Origin of the sequence: Salinibacillus kushneri (assembly GCF_900111405.1) — a bacterium.
GTDB lineage: Bacteria > Bacillota > Bacilli > Bacillales > Alkalibacillaceae > Salinibacillus > Salinibacillus kushneri.
This window is the reverse complement of the sequence record NZ_FOHJ01000001.1, coordinates 44,354-67,244: the sequence shown is the minus strand read 5'-3', so window position 1 is coordinate 67,244 and position 22,891 is coordinate 44,354. Positions and strand designations below refer to the sequence as shown.

The window sequence follows — 22,891 nt, the reverse complement described above, 5'->3', positions numbered from 1 at the left end:
AGGGGGGAATAAAAATGGCTATATGGAAAGGTCTACTACAGGAATATAAAGCATTATTACCTATTGGAACAGATACACCAGTCTATACACTTCATGAAGGAAACACACCTTTAGTAAAGCTTAATCGTTTGTCAAAACAGCTGAATGCAAAAGTTTATACAAAAATAGAAGGATTAAATCCAACTGGCTCATTCAAAGATCGTGGAATGGTGCTGGCCATTGCTAAAGCATTGGAAGAAGGATCAAGGGCAGTGATTTGCGCATCAACTGGAAATACTTCGGCTTCGGCGGCAGCCTATGCAGCCAGGGTAGGCTTAAAATGTATCATTGTCATTCCGAACGGGAAAATTGCTCAAGGAAAGCTGGCTCAGGCGGTAATGCATGGCGCTGAGATTGTTTCCATTGAAGGTAACTTTGATGAGGCCCTGAACATTGTCCGAAAAGTGAGTGAAATGGAACCTATTACCCTGGTAAACTCGATTAATCCTTACCGAATCGAAGGTCAAAAGACAGCTGCTTTTGAAGTGTGTGAACAATTGGGCAAAGCACCAGACTATTTATGTATACCAGTTGGTAATGCAGGCAATATATCAGCTTATTGGAAAGGATTTAAGGAATTCAATGAAAAATATGACTATGCTCTGCCTCAAATGATGGGGTTTGAGTCCAGCGGTGCAGCAGCTATCGTACGTAATCAGGTAATTGAAAACCCAGAGACCATTGCTACAGCTATTCGAATTGGTAACCCAGCAAGCTGGAATATGGCAGTCAATGCCTATCAGGAATCAGGCGGTAGGATTGATGAGGTTTCAGATGATGAAATTGTAGAGGCTTACCATTGGTTAGCCAAAAATGAAGGGATATTTGCGGAACCTGCTTCCTGTGCTTCAATAGCTGGTTTATTTAAGGCTTATAACAAAGGACGTATTGAACCAGGGTCTACGATAACATGTGTGTTAACAGGAAATGGCTTAAAGGATCCTGATACAGCAGTTGAAACCAATCAATTTGAGCCTAACGTATTGCCGAATGACCCCGATGTTATTTACGAAAATATCAGAAAGCGTGTGACATCATGAATAAAAAACAATTTGAAATCAGAGTACCCGGAAGTACGTCAAATATAGGGCCAGGTTTTGATTCCATTGGTGTTGCGTTAAATCTTTATTTAACCGTCCATTGTGAAGAAAGTGATGAATGGTTGTTCGTGCAAAAAAATAGCTCAGATCAGCACTTGCCAACCGGAAAGGACAATTTATTATATGAATGTGCCCGATTTGCGGCACAAAAGTTCGGCTATGATCAATTGCCCCCTTACCGAGTGGAAGTGGACAGTGAGATTCCGATTGCCCGGGGACTGGGGAGCAGTGGAGCTATTACGGTTGCTGGTATTGAATTGGCTAATCAGATCCTGAATCTGGATTTATCGCTAAAGGATAAAATGCTCATCGCTTCTGAATTGGAAGGGCATCCGGACAACGTTACTCCTTCTATTGCAGGTGGATGTGTTGTCGCCTACTATAATGAAGAAAATCTGTACTATATAGGAAAAACAGGGATGGAGAAAGTTGATTTTGTTGCGATGATTCCTTCGTTTGAATTAAGAACGAAGATGGCCCGCGAAATACTACCGGAAGAACTTCCGTTTATGCAGGGGATTCAAGGAAGTGCTATTGGTAATGTTTGTACAGCTGCCATTTTTCAGGAGGATTATGCATTACTGGGAAAAGTGATGGAAAAGGACTTATTTCATCAAAACTACCGGAAAAAATTTATTCCTCATTACCATGAAATGACGGAATATATGAAAAATGAAGGGGCTTATGGAACTTTTCTAAGTGGTGCAGGTCCAACGATGATGAGTATCTGCGAGAGAGGGTTGCCTGCAAATAGGGAACAAGAATGGAATCGAGTCTATCCTGATTTTGAATGGAGAATATTAAAGGTTGAAGATCAAGGAGTTATGGTTGAAAAAAAATAGGCTGGTGCAATTATTAGCACCAGCTTTAGTTTATGTTTATGATGTTTACGCTTTAGAATACTTGTTCAACTTCACGAATTCCTGGTACTTCTGCTGTTAAGGCACGTTCAATACCAGCTTTTAAGGTAATGGTTGAACTTGGGCAGCTACCACATGCTCCCATTAAACGTAGACGTACAATTCCATCTTCCACATCGACAAGTTCCACATCCCCGCCGTCGCGAAGTAAGAATGGACGGAGTTTGCCAATTACTTCATTTACTTCTTCAAACATCAACCATCTTCTCCTTTCGTACTCTTATCTTTATTATAAAACGTTTACCTAAAAAAATCTATTCATGTGATGAAGAATATTTATTTACTTGAGAATTATTATCATTTTAACTTTTCTTGCGTATTTTGTAAAATAAAAATAGCATGGATTATGGGAGGGGACCATTCATGGAAGAGCCAATTAAAGTTACGGTATATGGTGCCGATCAGATTTGCGCGAGCTGTGTAAATGCACCAGGATCAAAGGATACGTATGAGTGGCTTCAGGCTGCGATTTCTCGTAAATTTGGTAACGCTAATATTAAGTATTCTTATGTCGATATATTTTCACCTCCGGAAAATAAAAAAATACAAGAGCTGGCAGGGCGTGTGGTAGAAGAGGAATTCTTTTATCCATTAGTAATAGTCGATGATGAAATTGCTGGAGAAGGGAATCCCCGTTTAAAAACCATTTATTCTATACTGGAAGAAAAAGGACTGCAACCAGAAATGTAATATAAGAATAACTTTTAGTTTAACGTAAGGATGGAGTGGGTGTTGTGAAGATAGAATTCACCAAAATGCATGGACTAGGGAATAATTACATTTATATTGATATGTTTCAGGAAACATTGAGTGAAAAGGATATACCTATGATTGCAAGGGATGTATCCGATATTCATACAGGCGTTGGATCAGATGGGCTGATTCTAATTACTCCATCAGAAAATGCTGAAATAGGTATGCGAATTTTTAATAAAGATGGATCAGAAGGAAAAACCTGTGGAAATGGTCTAAGATGTGTAGCTAAGTATGTTTACGAGAAACAATTCGTTCATACAACTCATTTTACCATTGAAACAAAAGCAGGAATTGTTGAGGCCTATGTAGAGTTAAGTGATGGGGAAGTAAACTCGATTACCGTTGATATGGGGATTCCAGTACTTAATAGAAGTAACATTCCGATGATTGGAGCTGAACAGGAGAAGGTTATATCAGAGCCCTTTGAATTAGGTGCAGAAAGTCTAAGCCTTACCGCTGTATCTATGGGAAATCCCCATGCTGTCTTTTTTGTTGATGACATTCAAAAAAGCCCACTATATGAATTAGGATCGATCATATCAACCGATAATCGATTCCCCGAGGGAGTTAATTGCGAGTTTATTGAAGTGATCAATCCAAATGAAATTAACTTTCGCGTGTGGGAAAGAGGATCTGGTGTCACTCAAGCCTGTGGTTCAGGAGCCTGTGCTTCAGTCGTGGCGTCTATTCTTAATGGGTACAGTCGTAAAGATGAAGAAATTTGTGTTCATTTGACAGGGGGAGACTTATGGATTAAGTGGGCTAGTGATGGACACGTATGGATGAGAGGACCAGCTGAAACGATAGCTAATGGAGAATATTACTGGTCTCAACACTAATCTTCTTATATTTATTTTATGATAGAGAAAACCAAAAAATTGAAGTAAAGAAGTAAACATGTTAATATACTGACAAGAAAAGGAGGTTTTAGTGAATGACTTTAACCATCACGGAAAATGCAAAATTACAGATTCATGAAATGATGAAGCAAGAAGATCAGGAAAAAGTAAATCTACGCTTTGGTGTAAAAGGTGGAGGCTGTAGTGGGTTATCCTATGCGCTGGGCTTCGATTATGATATTACCGATGAAGATGAAAAAATGGATATAAATGGAATTGCGGTTGCGATTCGCAAAGAGGATATTCCCATTATTGAAGGAACAACCATTGACTTTAAACAGAATATGATGGGTGGAGGATTTACCATTGATAATCCAAATGCCATCGTATCATGCGGATGTGGTTCTTCATTTAAAACGAAAACAAAAGCCGGATCACCTGAAAAATGCTAATACATGCTATTGAAAAGTCTGTCTAAATGCAATATGCATTTAGGCAGATTTTTTTGGTTCAGGAGTTTCTGTGATTAAAAATTGCGGAATAGCAACGTTTGCTCCAGCACCCAGCATGAGTTTTGGTGCATATTTACATCGGGCAGGGTGAGGAACGTGAGGCAGGAAACAGAATTCGATTAAAACGTACAGTAAAAAATGTACAGGATTTATCGAAACTTTTAAAAGACGTTACTATATAGGATAATGACAAAAGGAACGGACAACCCCTTCCCGAATAATTTACGTATGTTCAAAATATTTTTTAGAAAGGGGCAAGAGCAATCGAAACAAGAATATGCCAGGGATGGAAATGGTGGTGATAAATGTCTGATGTTTTAACAATAAGCTTGACGAAGATAACTTTTCCTAAGTATGGTTAAGTATAGGATATCCATTAATTTGTAACCATTGAAAGCTTCTCTGACATCAGGTTTTGGAGGTGTTTTCATACCATTAAATTGGAGAGGAGTTTGTTTTTTATGAAAAGACCGGGTTTGTTAACACAAATTTTAGTAGCGTTTGTCATTGCGATTGTTTTAGGCGCAATCGTTGGCCCAAGTATTGAGGTTGTTCAACCTCTAGGAGATCTATTCCTGCGAATGATTCAATTCATTATTGTTCCTTTGATTTTGTCTACACTAGTAGTTGGTGTAGCAGGTACAGGAAATATTAAGAAACTGGGACGTATGGGTGGAAAGACGATTTTATACTACCTTGTCACCTCGGCCATTGCTATCACTATAGGATTAGGCATTGGTTTCGCTTTTCAGCCCGGATCGGGAGTTGATATACCTACAGAATCTATTGGAGAAGAGCCGGTTGCTGAAGAACAGAATGTAATTGAGACACTATTAAATATTATTCCTCAAAACCCATTCCAGGCCCTAGTTGAGGGAGAGACCCTTCAGATTATCTTTTTTGCTCTATTTATAGGTATAGCAATTTCCTTGGTTGGTGAAAAAGCGCAAACGGTTTATCGCTTTTTTGAGGGATTTGCGGAGGTTATGTACAAAATAACGGGAATTGTCATTCAGCTGGCGCCTATTGGAGTTTTTGGCCTGATTGCCCCTGTAGTAGGTGAATATGGTATAGGAGTCCTTCTTCCTTTATTAAAGGTTATTTTAGGTGTGCTGGTTGCCTGTCTTCTTCATGCAGTGATTACATACTCCATAGTTGTTAAATCATTCGGTAAAATCAGCCCGCTGGTTTTCTTTAAAGGAATCGCTCCTGCCGGATTATTTGCTTTCAGCTCTGCGAGTAGTGCTGGTACGTTGCCGTTAACCATGAAAAATTCACAGGAAAATTTAGGTGTAACACAGAAAACCAGTAGCTGTGTTCTTCCCCTGGGTGCTACGATAAATATGGATGGAACGGCCATTTACCAAGGGGTTGCAGTACTCTTTATTGCTCAATTTTATGGAATTGAATTAAGTGTTTCGCAATTATTATCTGTTGTGCTTATTGCTACGTTGGCCTCTATTGGAACAGCAGGTATACCAGGAGCGGGGATGATTATGCTTACTCTTGTGCTCACGAATATCGGTTTACCACTTGAAGGAATTGCCCTCATTGCAGGTGTGGATCGTATTTTGGATATGTTCCGTACCTCTATAAATGTAATTGGTGACGCCGCTGGGGCAGTTCTTGTAGATCGTACGGAAAAGAATCATACCGAAGATCAGGAACTTGAACACAGTTTGAATGCATAATCAAAACGATTATTTCCTGTAGACTGATGGATAGTGTTAAAGAATTTATTTTAATGAATCGTGCAGAATAAAATCTAAACGCTTTTTGATGAACAGTAAAACCCCACTCCACATTTAAAATGTGGAGTGGGGTTTTCTTAACTTTTTATATGAAATTGTAGATATTGTTTTATACTGTCGGACCTAACCAGTCGCCTTCGCTTTTCACTGTCCAGCTGCGGCTCCTAGGTCCAAGCAGACATAAGCGAAATCCACTGCGTGGCCAAGAGCATGCCACTCCGTGAATTTTGCTTATGCTGTCGGACCTAACCAGTCGCCTTTGCTTTTCTATTGTCCAGCTGCGGCTCCTAGGTCGTGGTGGACATAAGCAAAAGCCATTCCGTGGCTAAACCCCCTGCCACTCCATGTCTTTTGCTTATACCACCAGACCTATCCAGTCGCCTTCGCTTTTCTTCCTACTGCGGGAACATGCTTGTGGAGTGTTTTGGCTGGATTTTTGCTTTTGGATCCATGTATTGTTTGGCATTGTTGACTGCGGTTGGGCCTTCGCCGAATCCTGAAGCAATGAGATTTACTTTACCAGGATATGTACAAATATCACCTGCTGCATAAATACCTGGAATGTTCGTTTCCATCTTAGAATTAACCACAATGCTGTTCTTTTCTATTTCAAGTTCCCAGTCCTTAATCGGTCCTAATGAGGATATAAATCCATAGTTTATAATCATATCATCAACTGAAATGGTTTCTGTTTCTTCTGATTTTGCCTTTTGAAGAATAACCTTTTCAATTTTATCATTACCAATTAATTCATCCGGCGCATAGGGTGTTTTAATTTCTACTGAAGAGTTCATGAGTTTTTCTACACTATGTTCATGGGCGCGGAACTTATCTCTGCGATGAACAAGTGTAACTTTTTTGGCAATGTTTTCTAACATTAATGCCCAATCCACAGCAGAATCCCCTCCTCCACAAATCATCACTTCCCTGTCCTTAAAGGCGTCCATATTAGGTACGTGATAATGAAGGTTCGTTTCTTCAAATTTTTCGCTATCCTCAATTTTTAACCGGCGAGGCTGGAAGGCACCATTTCCTGCTGTTATGATGATGGTTTTTGTATAATGGACTTCTTTGTTGGTAACTAGTTTGATCGTACCATCCTCCAATTGTCCTACTGCTTCAACAGATTGTTCAAGGACAATTTCAGGGTCAAACTGATTTGCCTGCTCCAGAAGGTCATCAACTAACTTTTGGGCACGAACTTTCGGGAATCCCGCAACATCATATATGTATTTTTCCGGATATAAAGCAGAAAGCTGTCCTCCAACATGAGGTAAACTTTCAATGATTTTTACGCTCGCCTGGCGCATTCCCCCGTAAAACGCAGTGAATAAGCCCACAGGGCCAGCGCCAATTATGGTTATATCATAAACTTGATCTGACATCTAGATTTCCCCCTATTTCAAAAATTCAAGTGTATTACTATAAACCTATGCAGGATAAGTTTATTACATTTTGAGTTTCCATCATTATTGTAGCATATTGGTGGAATGAATTCCTTTCACATGTCCCTATGACTAAAAAATGATCCTATACTGAATCTGAAAAATCAGAAGAATTTCAACACGAAAATTGAACTAGAAAAAGGTTGAAAATAAAATGAAAAAGTTCTATTATTGTCATGGGAAAATTTTTATAATACCTTTGTGACAACGCTTCTGTCTTCATATTTATACTTACATAAGTGAATTATGTCACAAGCGTATGTATAAGACTAATGGTGTGTATATAGTAAAACAAAATTAGCAAATGGAAGTGATAAAATGAAGAACCCTAAAGTTGTGATTTTAGGTGCCGGATATGGCGGAATGATGACAACCGTTAAATTTCAAAAGATGGTAGGTACAAATGAAGTGGATATCACTCTAGTAAATAAGCATGACTACCACTATCAAACAACCTGGTTGCATGAGAACTCCGCTGGTACATTGCATCATGACCAAACAAGAATCCAAATCAAAGATGTCGTTGATTTTAACAAAGTCAATTTTGTCCAAGATACCGTACAATCCATTGATCCAAAAGCTCAAAAAGTGCAATTGGAAAATGGCGAATTAGAATACGATTATCTAGTGATTGGACTAGGATTCGAGACAGCAACGTTTGGTATTAAAGGATTAGAAGAGAATGCATTAATGATTAGTAATATTAATAATGCCCGTTTAATTCGTGAACATATTGAATATAATTTTTCACGCTATAATAATGAGCCAGGAGAACGTGATGACTTAATTACGATTGCTGTAGGTGGAGCTGGTTTCACTGGTATAGAGTTTGTTGGTGAGCTTGCAAACCGTGTTCCGGAATTATGTAAAGAATATGATATACCTCGGGAAAAAGTGCGTATTATAACCGTTGAGGCTGGTCCTACCGCTTTAGCAGGTTTTGATGAAGAGCTTGTAGAGTATGCAATGAATCGTCTTGAAGCAAAAGGAGTCGAGTTCCTAATTGGAACACCGGTAAAAGAAGCTACTGAAGACGGAATTATTGTTGAAAAAGATGGCCAGGAAGAAGAAATTAAAACGAAGAACTTTATATGGGCAGCAGGCGTTAAAGCAAATTCCATCGTACAAGAATCCGGATTTGAAGTAAATCGTGGAAAAGTTGAAGTACGTGATGATATGCGTGCACCTGACTATGATAATGTATTTGTTGTTGGAGATTGTGCGCTTATTATGAATGAAGAAACAGGTCGTCCATATCCACCAACTGCACAAATTGCTATGCAAGAGGCAGAAGTGATTGCTCACAACCTTAAGGAACTCGTTCGCGATGGAAGTGAACTCGAATCCTTTGAATTTAATAATCGAGGAACGGTTGCATCACTAGGACAACGTGATGCAATAGGAGTCGTGTTTGGAGACAAAAAACTTTATGGCTGGACAGCATCTGTGATGAAGAAAGTCATTGATAACCGTTACCTTTTAAAATTAGGCGGAATGGGTCTGTTATTGAAAAAAGGAAAGTTTAAGTTTTTCCATTAAAGCATACTCATTAGGTGATATAGCAAAGGCTTTTAGATACCTTTGCTATTTTTTTGTGGTATCTTTATACTGTACATAATGCGTTAGGAATAGAGGGGGAGGACACATTGAGTGAGTTTAATATTCTGCATTTAATTATAGGCTCGCTACTGTTTTTTGTGTTATTTTTTGGCGTTGCTTTTATTTTAAATATGCTGTTAAGAAAAACGTGGGTAATGGCCTTTATCTATCCCTTTATTGTTTTGCTTATTGTAGATGATTTCAAATTTGGAAACTATTTCTCCAATACAGGCTGGGCAATAAAGCAATTGGGATCAAATTTAATCCAATTAAAGATGATGGATATTGTCATTTTAACGATGGGCTTTGCTGGTACAATCGTTTCGGGGATTGTAATCAGGACGCTCAGATCTCGTGGGTATCAAATGTTTTAATCACTGAACAGAACTTCGCTAAGAATGATTTAGCGGAGTTTTTTACGAATAAATGTTTTGCTGTTTTAGTATAAAATAATGAGAAGTGGACATGATGACATCTGAGAGAGGTGTTATCATGAAAAGGAAGATTATTAGAGGAACGATTACGGGGATACTTCTGTTGAGTGCTTTATTTACAACGTATATGAACGTTGCTAATCTATCTGCAGAAGATTTAAAAGTATGGTTCCAAAATAATGGGGAAACCAAAGTAGTATCTGGTAGTATGGATGATATTAAACATGACTCTTCAACAGTTGAACTAGAAAAAAAAGATATAAATAAAATACGCCCAAGTGAACGATATATTTCCAGTCAAAAAGTAAATGCTCCTGATCGTATTAGTGATGCGATTGATTTTTCGAAATATCCAACGGAAACGGTTACTGCTACAGGATATACAGCAGGAGTTGAATCAACTGGTAAAAATCCTGGTCACGAATTGTATGGTGTTACTTATTCTGGTGTAAAAGTACGCAGGGATTTATATTCGACGATTGCAGCAGATTTAGATAAGTTTCCTATTGGAACAATTCTTTTTATCCCTGGCTATGGATATGGTGTAGTGGCAGATAAAGGAGAAGCAATTGAAGGGAACAAACTGGATTTATATTTTGAAACGGTTAATGATGTATATAAAAAATGGGGTAAGAAAAAAGTGGAAGTATACGTTATTAAAAAAGGCGATGGATCCCTTACCACTAAAGCCCTTAACAAGTTGAATGAAAATGAAGCTCTACAAGTCTTTCGGGAAAAAATACAAAAAAATTAAAAATGGCCTGTGGAGGCCGTTTTTAATTTTTGGTTTTTATTAATCTTTGGAATATTAAAGTCTTATCATTACCTAAGCAGGTTTAAATGTTAGTGATACTCGTTTCACCAAAACGACAGCCAAAGAGGCTACCAGAAATGTAAGACCAAGGTCTTTGATGAGAAATGGAAGCATCATGGCCCAGGATCCAACGTAGGATATACTTCCGCCGATCCACGTATTTAAGGCAAAATATAGATAAGTTGTACCAATTCCATAATTTACGACGAGTGCAGTAAAACTAGATAGTAGGTATGTAGCAAAAGAAGAAGACGGACTCTTTTCCACAATATAGCCTGCTATCCAGGCAACAAACATAAATGATAGTATAAAGCCGCCGGTTGGGGTAATTAACTGAGCAAATCCAGCTTGCATACCCGCGAAAACAGGAACCCCGATGATACCAATCATGCAATAGACAAACATAGAAAAGGCTCCAAGTCTTTTCCCCAGCATTAAACCAGCTAATGTTGCAAAAAACGTTTGAAGAGTAAGTTCGACAGTAGCTCCTCCAAAAGTGATTTTTAGAAATGGCAACCATACAACAATATTTGCTCCAATCGCCATCAAGCCTACAAATAATGCACCAAGTGTTAAATCAATGGTACGGAAGCCATTTCCCGATTTTTTGTCCATGCTCCTCACGCTCCTTTATTTACCATCATAAGAGCGAGTTTATATATTGTCAACCTCATTTTATTCAAGGTTAACAAAAAACATTACTACCAGTGTAATGCCATAATCAGCTTGCAGCAATCCATATTCTGTGTTTGAGCAAGTAATGTTATTCGAATATTATCTGGATTATAATCGACCTCAGCTTGGTGAGAGATATCTAAACTGTTGATAAGATTTTTTACCTTGTCATGTTCGGATTTTTGAGCTGCATCCATAACATGAAAAGCGAAATCCTTAGAATTAGCAATTTTTTCTATAATCTTTTCAGCATCCTGCATGAGAACTTGAAAAGTCTGGGCTGATTCCGTAAAGAGATCGGTATCAACTTCGGGAAAAGGATCTTGTCTAATAACTTTTTCTTCTTGTTTGGTTTTAAAGAAGCTTGGAACATAAAAATATGGGGGTAATAAATAGTGCATCGTATCATCCTCCTTAATCATTAATATATGAGGAGGGGAGGATGCTGTGTGCTTTCTTACAAAGATGATAAATGAATCCTATTTTTATGATTATTCGACATGGCTGGCCTATGATTGATAAAACCCTATTAACTGGTTCTGCTTTTATCTTGTTTTTCTTTAATCATTGGTTCCATTTAGTAATGATACAAAAAATCCCCTTATCCCTGACAAATGTCAGGCGCATAAGGGGGGTTACACATTTTTAGTCTATAGTGTGTCTTCTTCTGTGCTACTTAATAATCGCCTCCAGTGCGATTTCCATCATGTCGTTAAAGGTAGTCTGTCTTTCTTCAGCGGTGGTTTCTTCGCCAGTTATGATATGATCACTTACAGTTAAAATGGATAATGCTTCTCTATTGAATTTGGCAGCTAGTGTATAAAGGGCTGTGGTCTCCATTTCTACAGCCAGTACATTATATTTAGCTAATAATTGATTAAATTTTTGTGCATTGTCCCGGTAGAAACTGTCACTTGTGAAGACGTTTCCTACTTTTGGTGAGATGTTTTTTTCAGCACTTACATCATAAGCGTTTTTAAGCAGATTAAAATTAGCGGACGGAGCGAAATCTACGTTTCCAAAAGTCATCCGGTTGATTTGGGAATCGGTTGAAGAAGTGGATGCAAGTATAACATCACGTACCTTAACATCTTCCTGCAAAGCTCCACATGAGCCTACACGGATTAATTTTTGGACATCATATTCCTGCATGAGTTCGTTTGCATAAATCGATATGGAAGGTACCCCCATACCTGTCCCCTGTACAGATACTCGCTCACCTTTATAGGTTCCTGTAAAACCATACATACCGCGAACTTCATTATAGCAAGTAACGTCTTCCAAATAAGTTTCAGCTATGTATTTTGCTCTAAGCGGGTCTCCTGGTAATAAAATTTTATCTGCTATATCTCCTTTTTTCGCACCAATATGTACACTCATTATTTATCAAACCTCCTGATTGAACTAAGTTAAAATTATCATAGACCTATTCGAAACACAAATGAATATCCAACCATACATTTTGCTCCATTTTTATTTTTGTTATAATTGACTTAATAGGATTAAAAGGTTGTGAGAAACGAATGGAGTTTTTATATTTTCCAGAAGATAAAATGGAATATTTTCCAGGGATTATTGTTGTTTTGTTTTTTTGTGTCATTGCGATTATTGTGACACGAATGTTCATTAAAGTTTCAAAAAAGGAACAGGAAAAAATTGATAAGCAATATGGAGATCAAATGAAGGTTAATCAGAGCAATCAACGGGATGATTAAACGAAGTACTCCTATTCAAGAGGGATTGGAGTGTTTTTGCTCTCTGTTTAATTTATCATGTCTTTGGTAAAACTACCTTTGTAACATATGATGAGAAAGGTAGTTGTTGGTTGTGAAAAAGTTCCTTGCCATACTTTTTATCATTTTTCTGATTGTTTTAACTGCTTGTCAGGATGAAAGCCGTACTCCGATTGAAATTGATATGTACAATCCGGATGGTGATTCGTTAGGAAAAGCCACTTTAGCAGAAGATCCAAAAGGTGTTAAAATTACTCTTAATTTATCAGGACTTAACCCTGGACTACATGGAATTCATGTACATGAATATCCAAAGTGTGAAGGACCTGACTTTAAATCGGCAGGAAACCATTTAAATCCTGATTCTAAGCTCCATGGTTTAATGCACCCGGAAGGTCCACATCTTGGAGATATGCCTAATATTGAAGCGGACCCAGATGGAAAATTATCTGATGTTGAAGTAACTGTGCAGGAGGCCACGCTGAAAGATGGGAAAAATTCCTTATTAAAAGGGGAAGGTACTTCTTTAATAATTACTGAGAATCAGGATGATGGTATTACACAGCCAGGAGGCAATTCAGGTAATCGAATAGCATGCGGCCAAATTACTTTAGAAGAAAGCAATGAGAAAGAAACTCCATCAAATCCAGCTGATGATGGTCCACAAAAAGATAAATAAACCAAAGAGCCTTATAAAAATGCTTGGAAATTTTCCAAGCATTTTTACATCTATCGTCATTTGTATATTACCGTTCGTCCAAAGCAGTCAAAATACGCTGTACACCTTCTATAACTATTTCTTTAGGACATGCAATATTCATACGCATGAATCCGTCACCTTCATGTCCAAAAGAAATCCCATCATTTAATCCCACTTTAGCTTTGGATTGGAAAAATTGTTTTAGCTCACTGGAACTTAACCCCATATTTCGGCAATCCAGCCATAAAAGATAAGTTCCTTCCGCATCTAAAACCTTGATTAGATTTGTATTTTCATGGAAAGTTTTTTGGACATATTGCTTATTTTCCTGTAAAACCTTCAGTAATTGATCAAGCCATTCTTCTCCATGTAAGTAAGCAGCTTCCATAGCAACAATAGCAAAGGTATTGAGCATTCCGAGCCCTTGACTCTTAAACTGCTGTTCGATTTTATCCCGATTATCTTTGTTAGGTACAACTAAATAAGATCCTTGCAAGCCTGCCAGGTTAAACGTTTTTGAAGGAGCCATACAGGTCACAACATTTTGGCTTAATTCTTCTGAAAGGGAGCCTAGTGGTATATGGGTATATTCATGATAGGTTAAATCCCCGTGTATTTCATCTGAAACAATGGTAACATTATGCTTCAAACAAATTTCTCCCATCTTAGATAACTCTTGTTTTGTCCAAACACGTCCCAGGGGATTATGTGGACTACAAAGAATAAACAGGGAGACTTGATGATCCTTTATTTTTTGCTCAAAATCATCAAAATCAATTTCATATTTTCCATCTTTTAACTGAAGACTGTTTTTCACCAGGTTACGACCATGTTTTTTGATAGCGTCATAAAATGGCGGGTAAACCGGGGTCTGGATTAAGATATGATCCTTTTCATTCGTTAAGGCTTGAACAACCATGTGTAAGGAAGTGACAACACCTGGACTGAAGAGAAGCCAGTTGGTATTTATCTCCCAGTTATGCCGTTTATTGAGCCAGCTATGTATAGCCTTCTTTAATGGTTGATCCATCACGTTATAACCATAGATATTATGCTTAGCACGTTCGATAATTGCATCCTGAACAGCGTCAGCAGAAGGAAAATCCATGTCAGCAACCCACATAGGGAGGACATCTTTATTTTTAAAGATTGTTTCCGATAAATCCCATTTTACAGATCTTGTTCCGGTTCGGTCCCATTTTTGCTGGAATTTCTCCACTTCTATCACCTCTTCTTTTTACATATCGATACTAATATCATAACGAAAATAAAGGGAAATGAGAAATCTTTCACTTTCAAAAGAGAAGGAGAAAAAAAGTTAGAAGCTCCCGTTTAGTGAAGCACGAATTACACGAAAGCCTTAGGAGATAAAAAAGCACAACGAAGTGAGTCGAAGTTGACTTATCATAAGAAGGTGAAGAGTTCTTGCTAATTGCTTTTTAATAAGACTGGATGTGGCCATTCCTGCATTTTTTCCTGGTCCCCTATATTTATTTTAGAGTCAAAAAAAAGCAAAGCGCTTAAACGCTTTGCTACACAGGGGGAATACGAGAAAGTCTTACATTTATAATATAACCGTATTATACGTTGTTTAAACATTATTTTTTGAGTTTTTTGTAGGTTAAAAGAACTAAATTTATATGTAAACATATAGAGTATATGTTATTTATGGACGAAAGGGCTTTTGCTTGACTTGCCGGTTTATGATAAAATCATTAATTGTGTAATGAAAAGAGAAAAAACAGTCGGGAGTTGTTCGTGATGGTTGGAAATGTAGCAGTTGGTCAGATTCTGGAAGGAAAAGTAACAGGTATTCAACCTTATGGTGCATTTGTTGCACTCAATGATGATATACAAGGACTTGTTCATATATCAGAAGTAACGCATGGTTATGTAAAAGATATTCATGATCACTTAAAGGTTGGAGATGTTGTGCAAGTAAAAGTACTTAATATTAATGAGGAAGAAGGGAAATATTCACTTTCCATTCGTGCAGCAGAAGAGCCACCTAAAAAGCAACAAACAGAAACGAAGCAATCGAGTCAGCCAAAAGAACAATCAGCAACAAATTCAAATGCAGGATTCAATACGCTTAAGAATAAATTAGAGGATTGGATTAAACAATCAAAAGAACGTGAAGAAACATACCGTAGTTAATATTACTGGCATCGACTGATGGTTTATTGTTAAAATCAGGCTCGATGCCTTTTTTGTACAGGGACAGGTTTATCTCCAGAGGTGGATAAGGTGAATCTGTCCTTCTTTTCCTATGAATTGATTTTGCTAAAAAAATCAAACATAATAAAATAAATGGTTTTATGAAAGGAGTTTTTGACTTTGAATCATTTCACTTTCTACAATCCAACAAAGCTTGTGTTTGGAAAAGGACAAGTAGAAAGCCTGCCAAACTTAATTCCTGAGGATACAAAGAATATACTATTAGTATATGGTGGAGGAAGCATTAAAAAGAATGGAATTTATGATAACGTTCTAAAAGAGCTTGAGTCAGTAGACATCAATGTTCATGAACTATCGGGTGTAGATCCTAATCCTCGTTTAGCAACGGTGAAAAAGGGAGCAGAAATCTGCAAACAGAAAGATGTTGATTTTATTCTGGCTGTAGGTGGAGGTAGTGTAATTGATTGTACCAAAACGATTTCCGCAGCAGCCAAATATGATGGTGATCCATGGGATTTTGTAACAAAAAAGGCCAAGCCTCAAGAAGTTGTACCATTTGGCACGGTTCTAACATTGGCTGCGACTGGATCTGAGATGAATTCAGGAGCTGTTATTACGAACTGGGAAACAAATGAAAAATATGGTTGGGGCAGCCCACTACTGTTTCCTCAATTCTCCATTTTGGATCCGGAAAATACGTATACAGTACCTGAAAATCAAACAGTGTACGGGATTGTGGATATGATGACTCATATTTTTGAACAATATTTTCATCAGCCGACAAATTCACCTGTTCAGGACAGAATGTGTGAAGGAGTTCTCCAATCCATTATTGAAACAGCACCTAAATTACTGGAAAATCTGGAGTCCTATGACCATCGTGAAACTATTCTTTACGCAGGTACTATTGCATTAAATGGAATGCTGCAAATGGGATATCGTGGGGATTGGGCTACTCACAATATTGAACACGCCGTATCAGCTGTATATGATATTCCACATGCAGGTGGATTAGCGATTCTTTTCCCTAATTGGATGAAGCATAATATCGATGTGAACACAGAACGATTTAAACAATTAGCCGTACGTGTATTCCATGTTAATCCTGATGGAAAATCAGATAAAGAGATTGCCATGGAAGGTGCTGATGAACTTCGTAAATTCTGGGATTCATTAGGAGCTCCAAATCGTCTTGCTAATTATGATATTGATGATTCAAAATTTGACCAAATCGCAGATCATGCCATGTTTAACGGTGCTTTTGGCAACTTTAATAAGCTGGAAAAGGAAGATGTTTTAGAGATTTTACGCAAATCGTTATAAAATTTCGCGTTTTGTAACACATCATTCGCGTTATAATATTGGTTGAACCAACTACTGCAAAGGAGTAATAAATATGACACATATTGATTTTCGTTATGAATATGCCACGGATTTTGTTCAAGAGCGTGAACTTGAATATATGTATGATGCGGTGAAAACTGCTCATAACACGTTACATAACCAGACAGGTGCGGGGAATGACTTTTTAGGCTGGCTTGATCTTCCAACAAATTATGATAAAGATGAATTTGAAAGAATTGAGAAGGCCGCCAAGAGAATTCAACAAAATTCTGATGTTTTACTTGTTATTGGAATAGGCGGTTCTTATCTTGGTGCCAAAGCAGCAATTGAAGCATTAAATCATTCTTTTTATAACATGCTTTCAAACGATCAACGCAAACATCCTCAAGTAATTTTTGCGGGTAATAACATTAGTGGACCGTATGTTAAAGAACTATTCGATGTTTTAGAAGGAAAAGATGTTTCCATAAATGTTATTTCAAAAAGTGGAACGACTACGGAGCCTGCTATGGCCTTTCGTGTATTCCGTAAGTTCTTAATTGAAAAATATGGGGAAGAAGAAGCGAAAAAACGTATTTTTGCTACGACAGACAAAGAAAAAGGAGCCTTGAAAAAGCTGGCTACAGATGAAGGATATGAGACTTTTGTAATTCCTGATGATGTTGGTGGCCGCTATTCTGTATTAACAGCGGTAGGGTTACTCCCCATTGCTGTTACAGGTGTCGATATTTCCAGTATGATGAAAGGTGCTGAACAGGCTTCTAAGGACCTTAATAATGATGATGTATCAACAAACCCTGCCTATCAATATGCGGCTATTCGTAACATTTTGTATCGTAAAGGGAAGTCCATTGAATTATTAGTTAATTATGAGCCATCCCTTCAATATTTTTCAGAATGGTGGAAGCAGTTATACGGTGAAAGTGAAGGGAAGGATGATAAAGGTATCTATCCTTCATCCGTAAACTTCTCAACAGATTTACATTCCCTTGGTCAATTTATTCAGGATGGACGTAAACAAATGTTTGAGACGGTATTACAGGTAGAAAAGCCTCGTCAGGATATTGATGTTCCTGAAGATGAGCAAAATTTAGATGGGTTGAATTATCTTGCTGACATGACCTTTGATGATGTTAATAAAAAGGCCTTCCAGGGTACTTTATTAGCTCATACAGATGGTCAGGTTCCTAACTTAATTCTCCAAGTACCTGAATTAGATGCCTACACATTCGGCTATCTTGTATATTTCTTTGAAAAATCCTGTGCCATCAGCGGCTACCTAATGGGCGTAAACCCATTCGACCAGCCAGGTGTAGAAGCCTACAAAAAGAACATGTTCGCCCTACTAGGTAAACCAGGCTTCGAAGACGAAAAAGAAAAACTGGAACAAAGATTTAAGTAAGAAGAAAAGCGGAAGGGACTGCGATTAGCCCCGATCGTATAAGGAACCCCCATGGAGTGGCGTATTTTGCCACGTAATGGGGTTTCCTTATATCGACTAGGGGCTAGGCCCTGGAGCTGGACAAAGAAAAGTGGAAGGGACTGCGATTAGCCCCCAATCGGATAAAACCCTCTATTCCTTATCCATAGTACGGGAATAGGGGGTTTTGTTTTAAAGAATCTATCCTTCACTTCATCAACATCCCAACCATTCTCCAAAAAAGCTGATTTTTTTAAAACATCATTCATTCTGCCTTTACAGGATTCATTCCCACCTCTTACGTGAATTTTCGCATATCTTCTAGCACTTGCTTTTCGTCAAAACATTGAAGAAATAGTCATAAAAAGGTAAGGCATTAGTCATAATATGGCAAATCCTTTTTTTATGTAAATAGGGACTGGCGGGTATACTATGCATAACTTCATTAAAGAAAAAGGTGAGTTGTTATGCTTCAATTAGATTCAGCTATTGAAAATCAAGTGTTTGAATTAAATGATTTAGAAAATAAATTAAAGCCGCTTAACTTTATCATAGGAAGTAATTGGGAATATGATCATGGTTATTTTGATTACCCGTTTCAAAGTAAAGAAACCTATTATTTTTTACGTATTCCATTTAATGCAGAGATTGGTCAATTAGATGAGCCTGGTGTTCAAGTAAGAGTAGGCAGACCCTTCTTATTAGGACACCAATATGCATCAGGCACAGATGAAGATGCGATGATTGGGAATGTAACAGCGCCCATTAATCAATTTCAATCACCTGTTGATCCTGATACAGAAGTACCCGAGGATATCCAGAGCAAAGGTGACGACTTAATAAAAACCGTAGAACATGCGCTACTCTCTTAAAGAAGAAAGGACAATAAGTTGATCTCCTTTTTCAAGATTCATCTGGAAAGGTGGATTAATCAAAACATCCCCTTTCCGGATAATACCCAATAATAATTCATCCTTTTTCACATAATCATTTGAACATTCCAAAAAGGTTTTCCCTACTTGTTCCTCAGGAAGATCGTGCTGGTTGTATTGTTGGCTTGCTAACTGTTCCAGCATAATATCAAACGGCTTTACGGGGTAGGAGCGATAAACTTCATGAAAAAATAATGTACTCATAAAATCGTTCGAACGAATAACGGTATTAGCACCTGCACGTTCTGCGTTTGGAATTTGATTTTTGGTTAAAATTTCCGTAACAATGGGAATGTCTGGATTTACTCCTCTTACAGCAACAGTTGATAATATAGCTAACTGATCGGCCTGTTTTTCAGGTCTTGATTGATCTGAGGTGATCATCACTTGTCTTGCTTGTGGAATATTTGCCTTTTTTAGCGTATCATCTAAAGATGAATCTCCTTGAATAAAGTGGAAATGATAGTAGTGTTTAGGGCTTTTTTTTAAAGAATTATCGATTAAAACAATTTCTTCAGTGGGTTTGTAATCATTGATCATATTTAATAATTGTCTCGAGCGCTCATTCCAGCCTATAAGGACGATATGGTCGCTTCCTTTATAAGCAACATTTCCTTTATCCATCTCTTTTTCCCGTTCTACTGCTCCAGAAGCTACTGTGACCATATAATATGTAACAATTCCACCACCTGCTAAAATCATTAAAATCCCAATAAGTTTCCCGGCAATACTTAATGGGACAAAGTCTCCATAACCTACTGTTGATCCTGTAACAAACGCCCACCATAAACCATCGAAAAGGCTGGGGAAATTATCAGGTTCTACCAAATGCATGACAGAGCCAAACAGAAACATAAAAAAAATGACAGTTAATAGCAGTCGTAAATATATTGGAATTTGAAAATACCAGCGTAGAAACATCTGTAGCATCCTTTCCCGCACCTTTCAATAAAAACTTAAGTTTGATATACTTTTTTCGCTAACGTGTTGTCTTTTTCTCATACGCATTAGTTTAACTAAAACCATTTAAATACATACATCAAGGAGTGAATACCATGCTTCAGAATCAATCTTTTCTAATGGACTTATTAAGTACCCCATCTCCATCAAGTATGGAAATGGACATTCAAAAAAAATGGATGAACTATGTAAGGCCCTATGCTGATGAAATCAAAACAGATCATGCAGGTAATGTGATTGGTGTATTAAATCCTGAGGCGGACTTTAAAGTATTATTAGCTGGCCATTCTGATGAAATTGGATTTGTTATTACGAAGATTGAAGAGAATGGCTTCCTTCGTATTGGTAAGATGGGCGGCATTAGCCCAAAGCTTGCAGTAGGCATGAAAGTGAATATTTTAGGCGCTCATCAAACGCTAACGGGTGTAATTGGGGCAAATGCTGAACATCATGGCGGAGTAAAAGAAAAATTGGAATTTGAAGATTTATATGTGGATTGTGGTGCTAAGTCAAAAGAGGAGATAGTGAAATTTGTACAGATAGGAGACTTAGCTGTTTATAAACGAAACCCAGAGGTACTCATGGATCGGTACATTACAGGAAGAGGTCTGGATAATCGAACAGGTGCCTTTATGGTTGCAGAAGTTTTACGAAAGTTATCCGAAAAGGACATTCAAGTTGGTGTTTATGCTACCAGTACTGTGAATGAGGAGACAAATATGGGGGGTGCTTATTTTGCTGCAGCCGGGATCAAGCCATCAATGGCCATTGCTTGTGATGTGACATTCGCTACGGATTATCCAGGAGTAAATACAACCAAATATGGCGATATTCAACTTGAAAAAGGCCCTGTTTTAGCTAAAGGTGCTCCTATTAATCGAAAAGTCAACCAGCTTCTGCAAAATTCAGCTTTTAAACTAAATATGGATGTGCAATATGAACTTACACCAAGAAATACAGGTACTGACGCTGATAAAATGCGATATACAGGTGCAGGTGTTCCTATTGCTTTAGTTTCCTTGCCCCTTCGTTATATGCATTCTCCTGTTGAAACCGTTAGTATGAAAGATATGGAAGAGGAAATTGATTTACTTGTCGATATGATAGTAAACTTAAAGGGAAATGAATCATTAAATCCACTAGAGGATTAATCCAGATAAATTTTATCTTTTTTTACTCTGGGTTTAAAGGGGAGAACAGGTGCTTTCTTCCAGATGTATTTCATAATTCTAAACGAATGCTTCCCTTTATATGCTAAATACTATACAAATTTAGAAATCTACGTTATAATAAAAGTGTATAAAAAATGAATAACCATTCAATCTTCGGGGCAGGGTGAAATTCCCGACCGACGGTGATGAACTTAAGATAAGTTCTAAGTCCGTGACCCGTGAGGTTTATACCAAGCGGCTGAGCCAGTGAAAAATCTGGGACCGACAGTTAAAGTCTGGATGGGAGAAGATGTGAAGCGATAATAAGAAGCGAAGACGTTGGTAATAACCAAAAATTCGTCTTCTTTATTTCCCAATGCTATCCTACCCTAAAGCCCCGTACAGGCTTTAGGGTTTAGTTGTGTTTGGGTGTCGCTTCCCTTCACTTTAAGATTTGAATGGTAAAGTGAAGGAGGAGAAAGGATGCGTCAATCATCACATTTAGTAAAATTAATTATTATTGCTCTTTTATCAACGATTGCCATGATCTTAATGCTGCTTAATTTTCCATTACCGTTTTTACCTGGGTACCTGAAAATTGATTTTAGTGATGTACCCGCCATTATCGCAGCATTTATTTTTTCACCCATAGCGGGTATCATTGTCGAAGCAATGAAGAATGTTATTTATTTTTTCTATTCAGGAGCAGGGGATCCAGTAGGAGTTGTCTCCAATTTTATTGCTGGTGCTATGTTCGTATTACCCGTTTCCGTTTTGTATCACAAATATAAGACGGTAAAAAGTGTGATATCAGGTATTGTAACCAGTACCGTTGTTATGGCAATTGGGATGTCCTTATTAAATTATTTTCTTATTTTACCAGCCTATTCATGGTTCATGGGCTGGGATACGATGAGTCACACTGTTAAATTATCAGCGGTATTAGTCGGGATTCTTCCGTTTAATGCTATAAAAGGAATGGTTGTAGCCTTATTGCTCATTCCTGTTTTTGTGAAAATGAAGCCGTGGATAGAAGAAAAACAAATGAATTTGGCCAGGTAACCAAAAAAGGAGTTATCTCAACATATAATGAGATAACTCCTTTTCTGTGTATTACGCTTTAGAACGTTTGGTGACCACGCCAAGAGTACACCTGGAAATGGAAATGACATGTTGTTCTTCATCCTGAATCTTAACTTCCCAAACCATAGTCCGACTTCCAATATGTATCGGTTCAGCAGTTCCCGTAACCATTCCGGAACGTTTGCTTTTTAAATGGTTGGCATTAATCTCAATCCCAAAGACATTTTGCGTCTCGGAGTCAATATTTAAAGCACCACCTATACTGGCAGCGGTTTCAGCTAATGCAACACTGGCCCCACCGTGTAAATACCCTAATGGCTGATGGGTTTTTGGGCCAACGGGCATAGATAATACAACTCGTTCAGGACTCATTTCAACCATTTCTATGTCTAATGCTTCTAATAACGTATTCGATGTCTGCATTTCCATTCGTATCCTCTCCTTCAGTACTTTATGTATTAAGTTTACCATGTATACGCAGACAGTAATAGCCCTATACCAGTATC

25 protein-coding genes and 1 riboswitch are annotated in these 22,891 nt (G+C 37.8%); of the genes, 17 read left to right on the top strand and 8 right to left on the bottom strand.

The genetic code is table 11. The annotated features are described in order from the left end of the window. Window positions 1-14 precede the first annotated feature (14 nt). Together thrC and thrB are read left to right on the top strand one after the other, a co-directional pair. Entirely contained in the window at window positions 15-1,079 is a 1,065-nt protein-coding gene (gene thrC, locus BMX63_RS00330; RefSeq protein WP_093130820.1) for a threonine synthase, read from the top strand. Beyond that, on the top strand, window positions 1,076-1,981 hold the full coding sequence (thrB, locus tag BMX63_RS00325; RefSeq protein ID WP_093130818.1) for a homoserine kinase: 906 nt from the start codon (window positions 1,076-1,078) through the stop codon (window positions 1,979-1,981). The genes thrC and thrB overlap by 4 nt, the downstream gene beginning before the upstream one ends. Before the next feature lie 52 nt (window positions 1,982-2,033). On the opposite strand, the gene BMX63_RS00320 is transcribed toward thrB, so the two are convergent. Continuing rightward, window positions 2,034-2,255 carry a NifU family protein gene (locus BMX63_RS00320; RefSeq protein WP_044163291.1) on the bottom strand — a complete coding sequence of 74 codons (222 nt, stop codon included), beginning with the start codon at window positions 2,253-2,255 and terminating at the stop codon, window positions 2,034-2,036. Between the two features lie 167 nt (window positions 2,256-2,422). Between BMX63_RS00320 and BMX63_RS00315 the strand changes: the two genes are divergently transcribed. The 4 genes from BMX63_RS00315 (at window position 2,423) to BMX63_RS00300 (ending at window position 5,857) form a co-directional block, all read left to right on the top strand. Next, window positions 2,423-2,749, top strand: coding sequence for a YuzD family protein (locus BMX63_RS00315; RefSeq protein ID WP_093130816.1), 327 nt, complete (start codon window positions 2,423-2,425; stop codon window positions 2,747-2,749). 44 nt (window positions 2,750-2,793) lie between these two features. Continuing rightward, window positions 2,794-3,654, top strand: a complete 861-nt coding sequence (gene dapF / locus BMX63_RS00310) for a diaminopimelate epimerase (RefSeq protein WP_093130814.1) — start codon at window positions 2,794-2,796, stop codon at window positions 3,652-3,654. Window positions 3,655-3,749: 95 nt separating this feature from the next. Further along, window positions 3,750-4,106 (top strand): HesB/IscA family protein, encoded by a 357-nt coding sequence (locus BMX63_RS00305; RefSeq protein WP_093130812.1) that lies wholly within the window; start codon window positions 3,750-3,752, stop codon window positions 4,104-4,106. Window positions 4,107-4,627: 521 nt separating this feature from the next. Next, entirely contained in the window at window positions 4,628-5,857 is a 1,230-nt protein-coding gene (locus BMX63_RS00300; protein ID WP_093130810.1) for a dicarboxylate/amino acid:cation symporter, read from the top strand. A 455-nt stretch (window positions 5,858-6,312) separates the two neighbouring features. Here BMX63_RS00300 and BMX63_RS00295 read toward each other — a convergent pair whose 3' ends face one another. Further along, window positions 6,313-7,302 carry an NAD(P)/FAD-dependent oxidoreductase gene (locus BMX63_RS00295; RefSeq protein WP_093130808.1) on the bottom strand — a complete coding sequence of 330 codons (990 nt, stop codon included), beginning with the start codon at window positions 7,300-7,302 and terminating at the stop codon, window positions 6,313-6,315. A 378-nt stretch (window positions 7,303-7,680) separates the two neighbouring features. Here BMX63_RS00295 and BMX63_RS00290 point away from each other — a divergent pair, with 378 nt between their 5' ends. The 3 genes from BMX63_RS00290 (at window position 7,681) to BMX63_RS00280 (ending at window position 10,149) form a co-directional block, all read left to right on the top strand. Continuing rightward, on the top strand, window positions 7,681-8,901 hold the full coding sequence (locus BMX63_RS00290; protein ID WP_093130806.1) for an NAD(P)/FAD-dependent oxidoreductase: 1,221 nt from the start codon (window positions 7,681-7,683) through the stop codon (window positions 8,899-8,901). Window positions 8,902-9,008: 107 nt separating this feature from the next. Continuing rightward, the gene (locus BMX63_RS00285) at window positions 9,009-9,335 is read left to right on the top strand and encodes a YuiB family protein (protein WP_281242697.1); all 327 of its coding nucleotides are present in this window, start codon (window positions 9,009-9,011) and stop codon (window positions 9,333-9,335) included. A gap of 118 nt (window positions 9,336-9,453) precedes the next feature. Beyond that, on the top strand, window positions 9,454-10,149 hold the full coding sequence (locus BMX63_RS00280) for a 3D domain-containing protein (protein WP_093131605.1): 696 nt from the start codon (window positions 9,454-9,456) through the stop codon (window positions 10,147-10,149). A gap of 72 nt (window positions 10,150-10,221) precedes the next feature. Here BMX63_RS00280 and BMX63_RS00275 read toward each other — a convergent pair whose 3' ends face one another. The 3 genes from BMX63_RS00275 to deoD all read right to left on the bottom strand — a co-directional run bounded on the left by BMX63_RS00275 (window position 10,222) and on the right by deoD (window position 12,264). Beyond that, entirely contained in the window at window positions 10,222-10,824 is a 603-nt protein-coding gene (locus BMX63_RS00275) for a biotin transporter BioY (protein ID WP_093130804.1), read from the bottom strand. An 86-nt stretch (window positions 10,825-10,910) separates the two neighbouring features. Further along, window positions 10,911-11,285 carry a YuzC family spore coat inner layer protein gene (locus tag BMX63_RS00270; RefSeq protein ID WP_093130801.1) on the bottom strand — a complete coding sequence of 125 codons (375 nt, stop codon included), beginning with the start codon at window positions 11,283-11,285 and terminating at the stop codon, window positions 10,911-10,913. 271 nt (window positions 11,286-11,556) lie between these two features. Next, on the bottom strand, window positions 11,557-12,264 hold the full coding sequence (gene deoD, locus BMX63_RS00265) for a purine-nucleoside phosphorylase (RefSeq protein ID WP_093130798.1): 708 nt from the start codon (window positions 12,262-12,264) through the stop codon (window positions 11,557-11,559). Between the two features lie 173 nt (window positions 12,265-12,437). Between deoD and BMX63_RS00260 the strand changes: the two genes are divergently transcribed. Together BMX63_RS00260 and BMX63_RS00255 are read left to right on the top strand one after the other, a co-directional pair. Beyond that, on the top strand, window positions 12,438-12,599 hold the full coding sequence (locus BMX63_RS00260; protein WP_245732657.1) for a hypothetical protein: 162 nt from the start codon (window positions 12,438-12,440) through the stop codon (window positions 12,597-12,599). A 112-nt stretch (window positions 12,600-12,711) separates the two neighbouring features. Next, window positions 12,712-13,296 carry a superoxide dismutase family protein gene (locus BMX63_RS00255; RefSeq protein ID WP_245732656.1) on the top strand — a complete coding sequence of 195 codons (585 nt, stop codon included), beginning with the start codon at window positions 12,712-12,714 and terminating at the stop codon, window positions 13,294-13,296. A gap of 67 nt (window positions 13,297-13,363) precedes the next feature. Here the strand turns inward: BMX63_RS00255 and BMX63_RS00250 are convergent, their stop codons facing one another. Next, window positions 13,364-14,536: a MalY/PatB family protein gene (locus tag BMX63_RS00250; RefSeq protein WP_093130794.1), complete on the bottom strand. Its 1,173-nt coding sequence runs from the start codon at window positions 14,534-14,536 to the stop codon at window positions 13,364-13,366. A gap of 542 nt (window positions 14,537-15,078) precedes the next feature. Between BMX63_RS00250 and yugI the strand changes: the two genes are divergently transcribed. The 4 genes from yugI to BMX63_RS00230 all read left to right on the top strand — a co-directional run bounded on the left by yugI (window position 15,079) and on the right by BMX63_RS00230 (window position 19,131). Next, window positions 15,079-15,474 (top strand): S1 domain-containing post-transcriptional regulator GSP13, encoded by a 396-nt coding sequence (gene yugI, locus BMX63_RS00245; protein ID WP_093130792.1) that lies wholly within the window; start codon window positions 15,079-15,081, stop codon window positions 15,472-15,474. Between the two features lie 180 nt (window positions 15,475-15,654). Beyond that, window positions 15,655-16,818, top strand: coding sequence for an iron-containing alcohol dehydrogenase (locus BMX63_RS00240; protein ID WP_093130790.1), 1,164 nt, complete (start codon window positions 15,655-15,657; stop codon window positions 16,816-16,818). A 73-nt stretch (window positions 16,819-16,891) separates the two neighbouring features. Further along, complete coding sequence (locus BMX63_RS00235) at window positions 16,892-18,241, top strand: glucose-6-phosphate isomerase (protein WP_093130788.1); 1,350 nt, start codon at window positions 16,892-16,894, stop codon at window positions 18,239-18,241. A 485-nt stretch (window positions 18,242-18,726) separates the two neighbouring features. Next, a complete protein-coding gene (locus BMX63_RS00230; protein WP_093130786.1) occupies window positions 18,727-19,131 on the top strand; it encodes a YugN family protein in 405 nt (134 codons plus the stop codon). On the opposite strand, the gene BMX63_RS00225 is transcribed toward BMX63_RS00230, so the two are convergent. Beyond that, on the bottom strand, window positions 19,120-20,112 hold the full coding sequence (locus BMX63_RS00225) for a potassium channel family protein (RefSeq protein ID WP_177167105.1): 993 nt from the start codon (window positions 20,110-20,112) through the stop codon (window positions 19,120-19,122). The two genes, BMX63_RS00230 and BMX63_RS00225, sit on opposite strands and share 12 nt — an antisense overlap. 134 nt (window positions 20,113-20,246) lie before the next feature. On the opposite strand from BMX63_RS00225, the gene BMX63_RS00220 reads away from it, so the two are divergent. Both BMX63_RS00220 and BMX63_RS00215 read left to right on the top strand, forming a co-directional pair. After that, the gene (locus BMX63_RS00220; protein WP_093130782.1) at window positions 20,247-21,302 is read left to right on the top strand and encodes a M20/M25/M40 family metallo-hydrolase; all 1,056 of its coding nucleotides are present in this window, start codon (window positions 20,247-20,249) and stop codon (window positions 21,300-21,302) included. Window positions 21,303-21,468: 166 nt separating this feature from the next. Then, window positions 21,469-21,618, top strand: a riboswitch (FMN riboswitch). 167 nt (window positions 21,619-21,785) lie between these two features. Continuing rightward, window positions 21,786-22,364, top strand: a complete 579-nt coding sequence (locus BMX63_RS00215) for an ECF transporter S component (protein ID WP_093130780.1) — start codon at window positions 21,786-21,788, stop codon at window positions 22,362-22,364. 51 nt (window positions 22,365-22,415) lie between these two features. On the opposite strand, the gene BMX63_RS00210 is transcribed toward BMX63_RS00215, so the two are convergent. Beyond that, complete coding sequence (locus BMX63_RS00210; protein ID WP_093131601.1) at window positions 22,416-22,808, bottom strand: hotdog fold thioesterase; 393 nt, start codon at window positions 22,806-22,808, stop codon at window positions 22,416-22,418. Window positions 22,809-22,891: the final 83 nt, after the last annotated feature.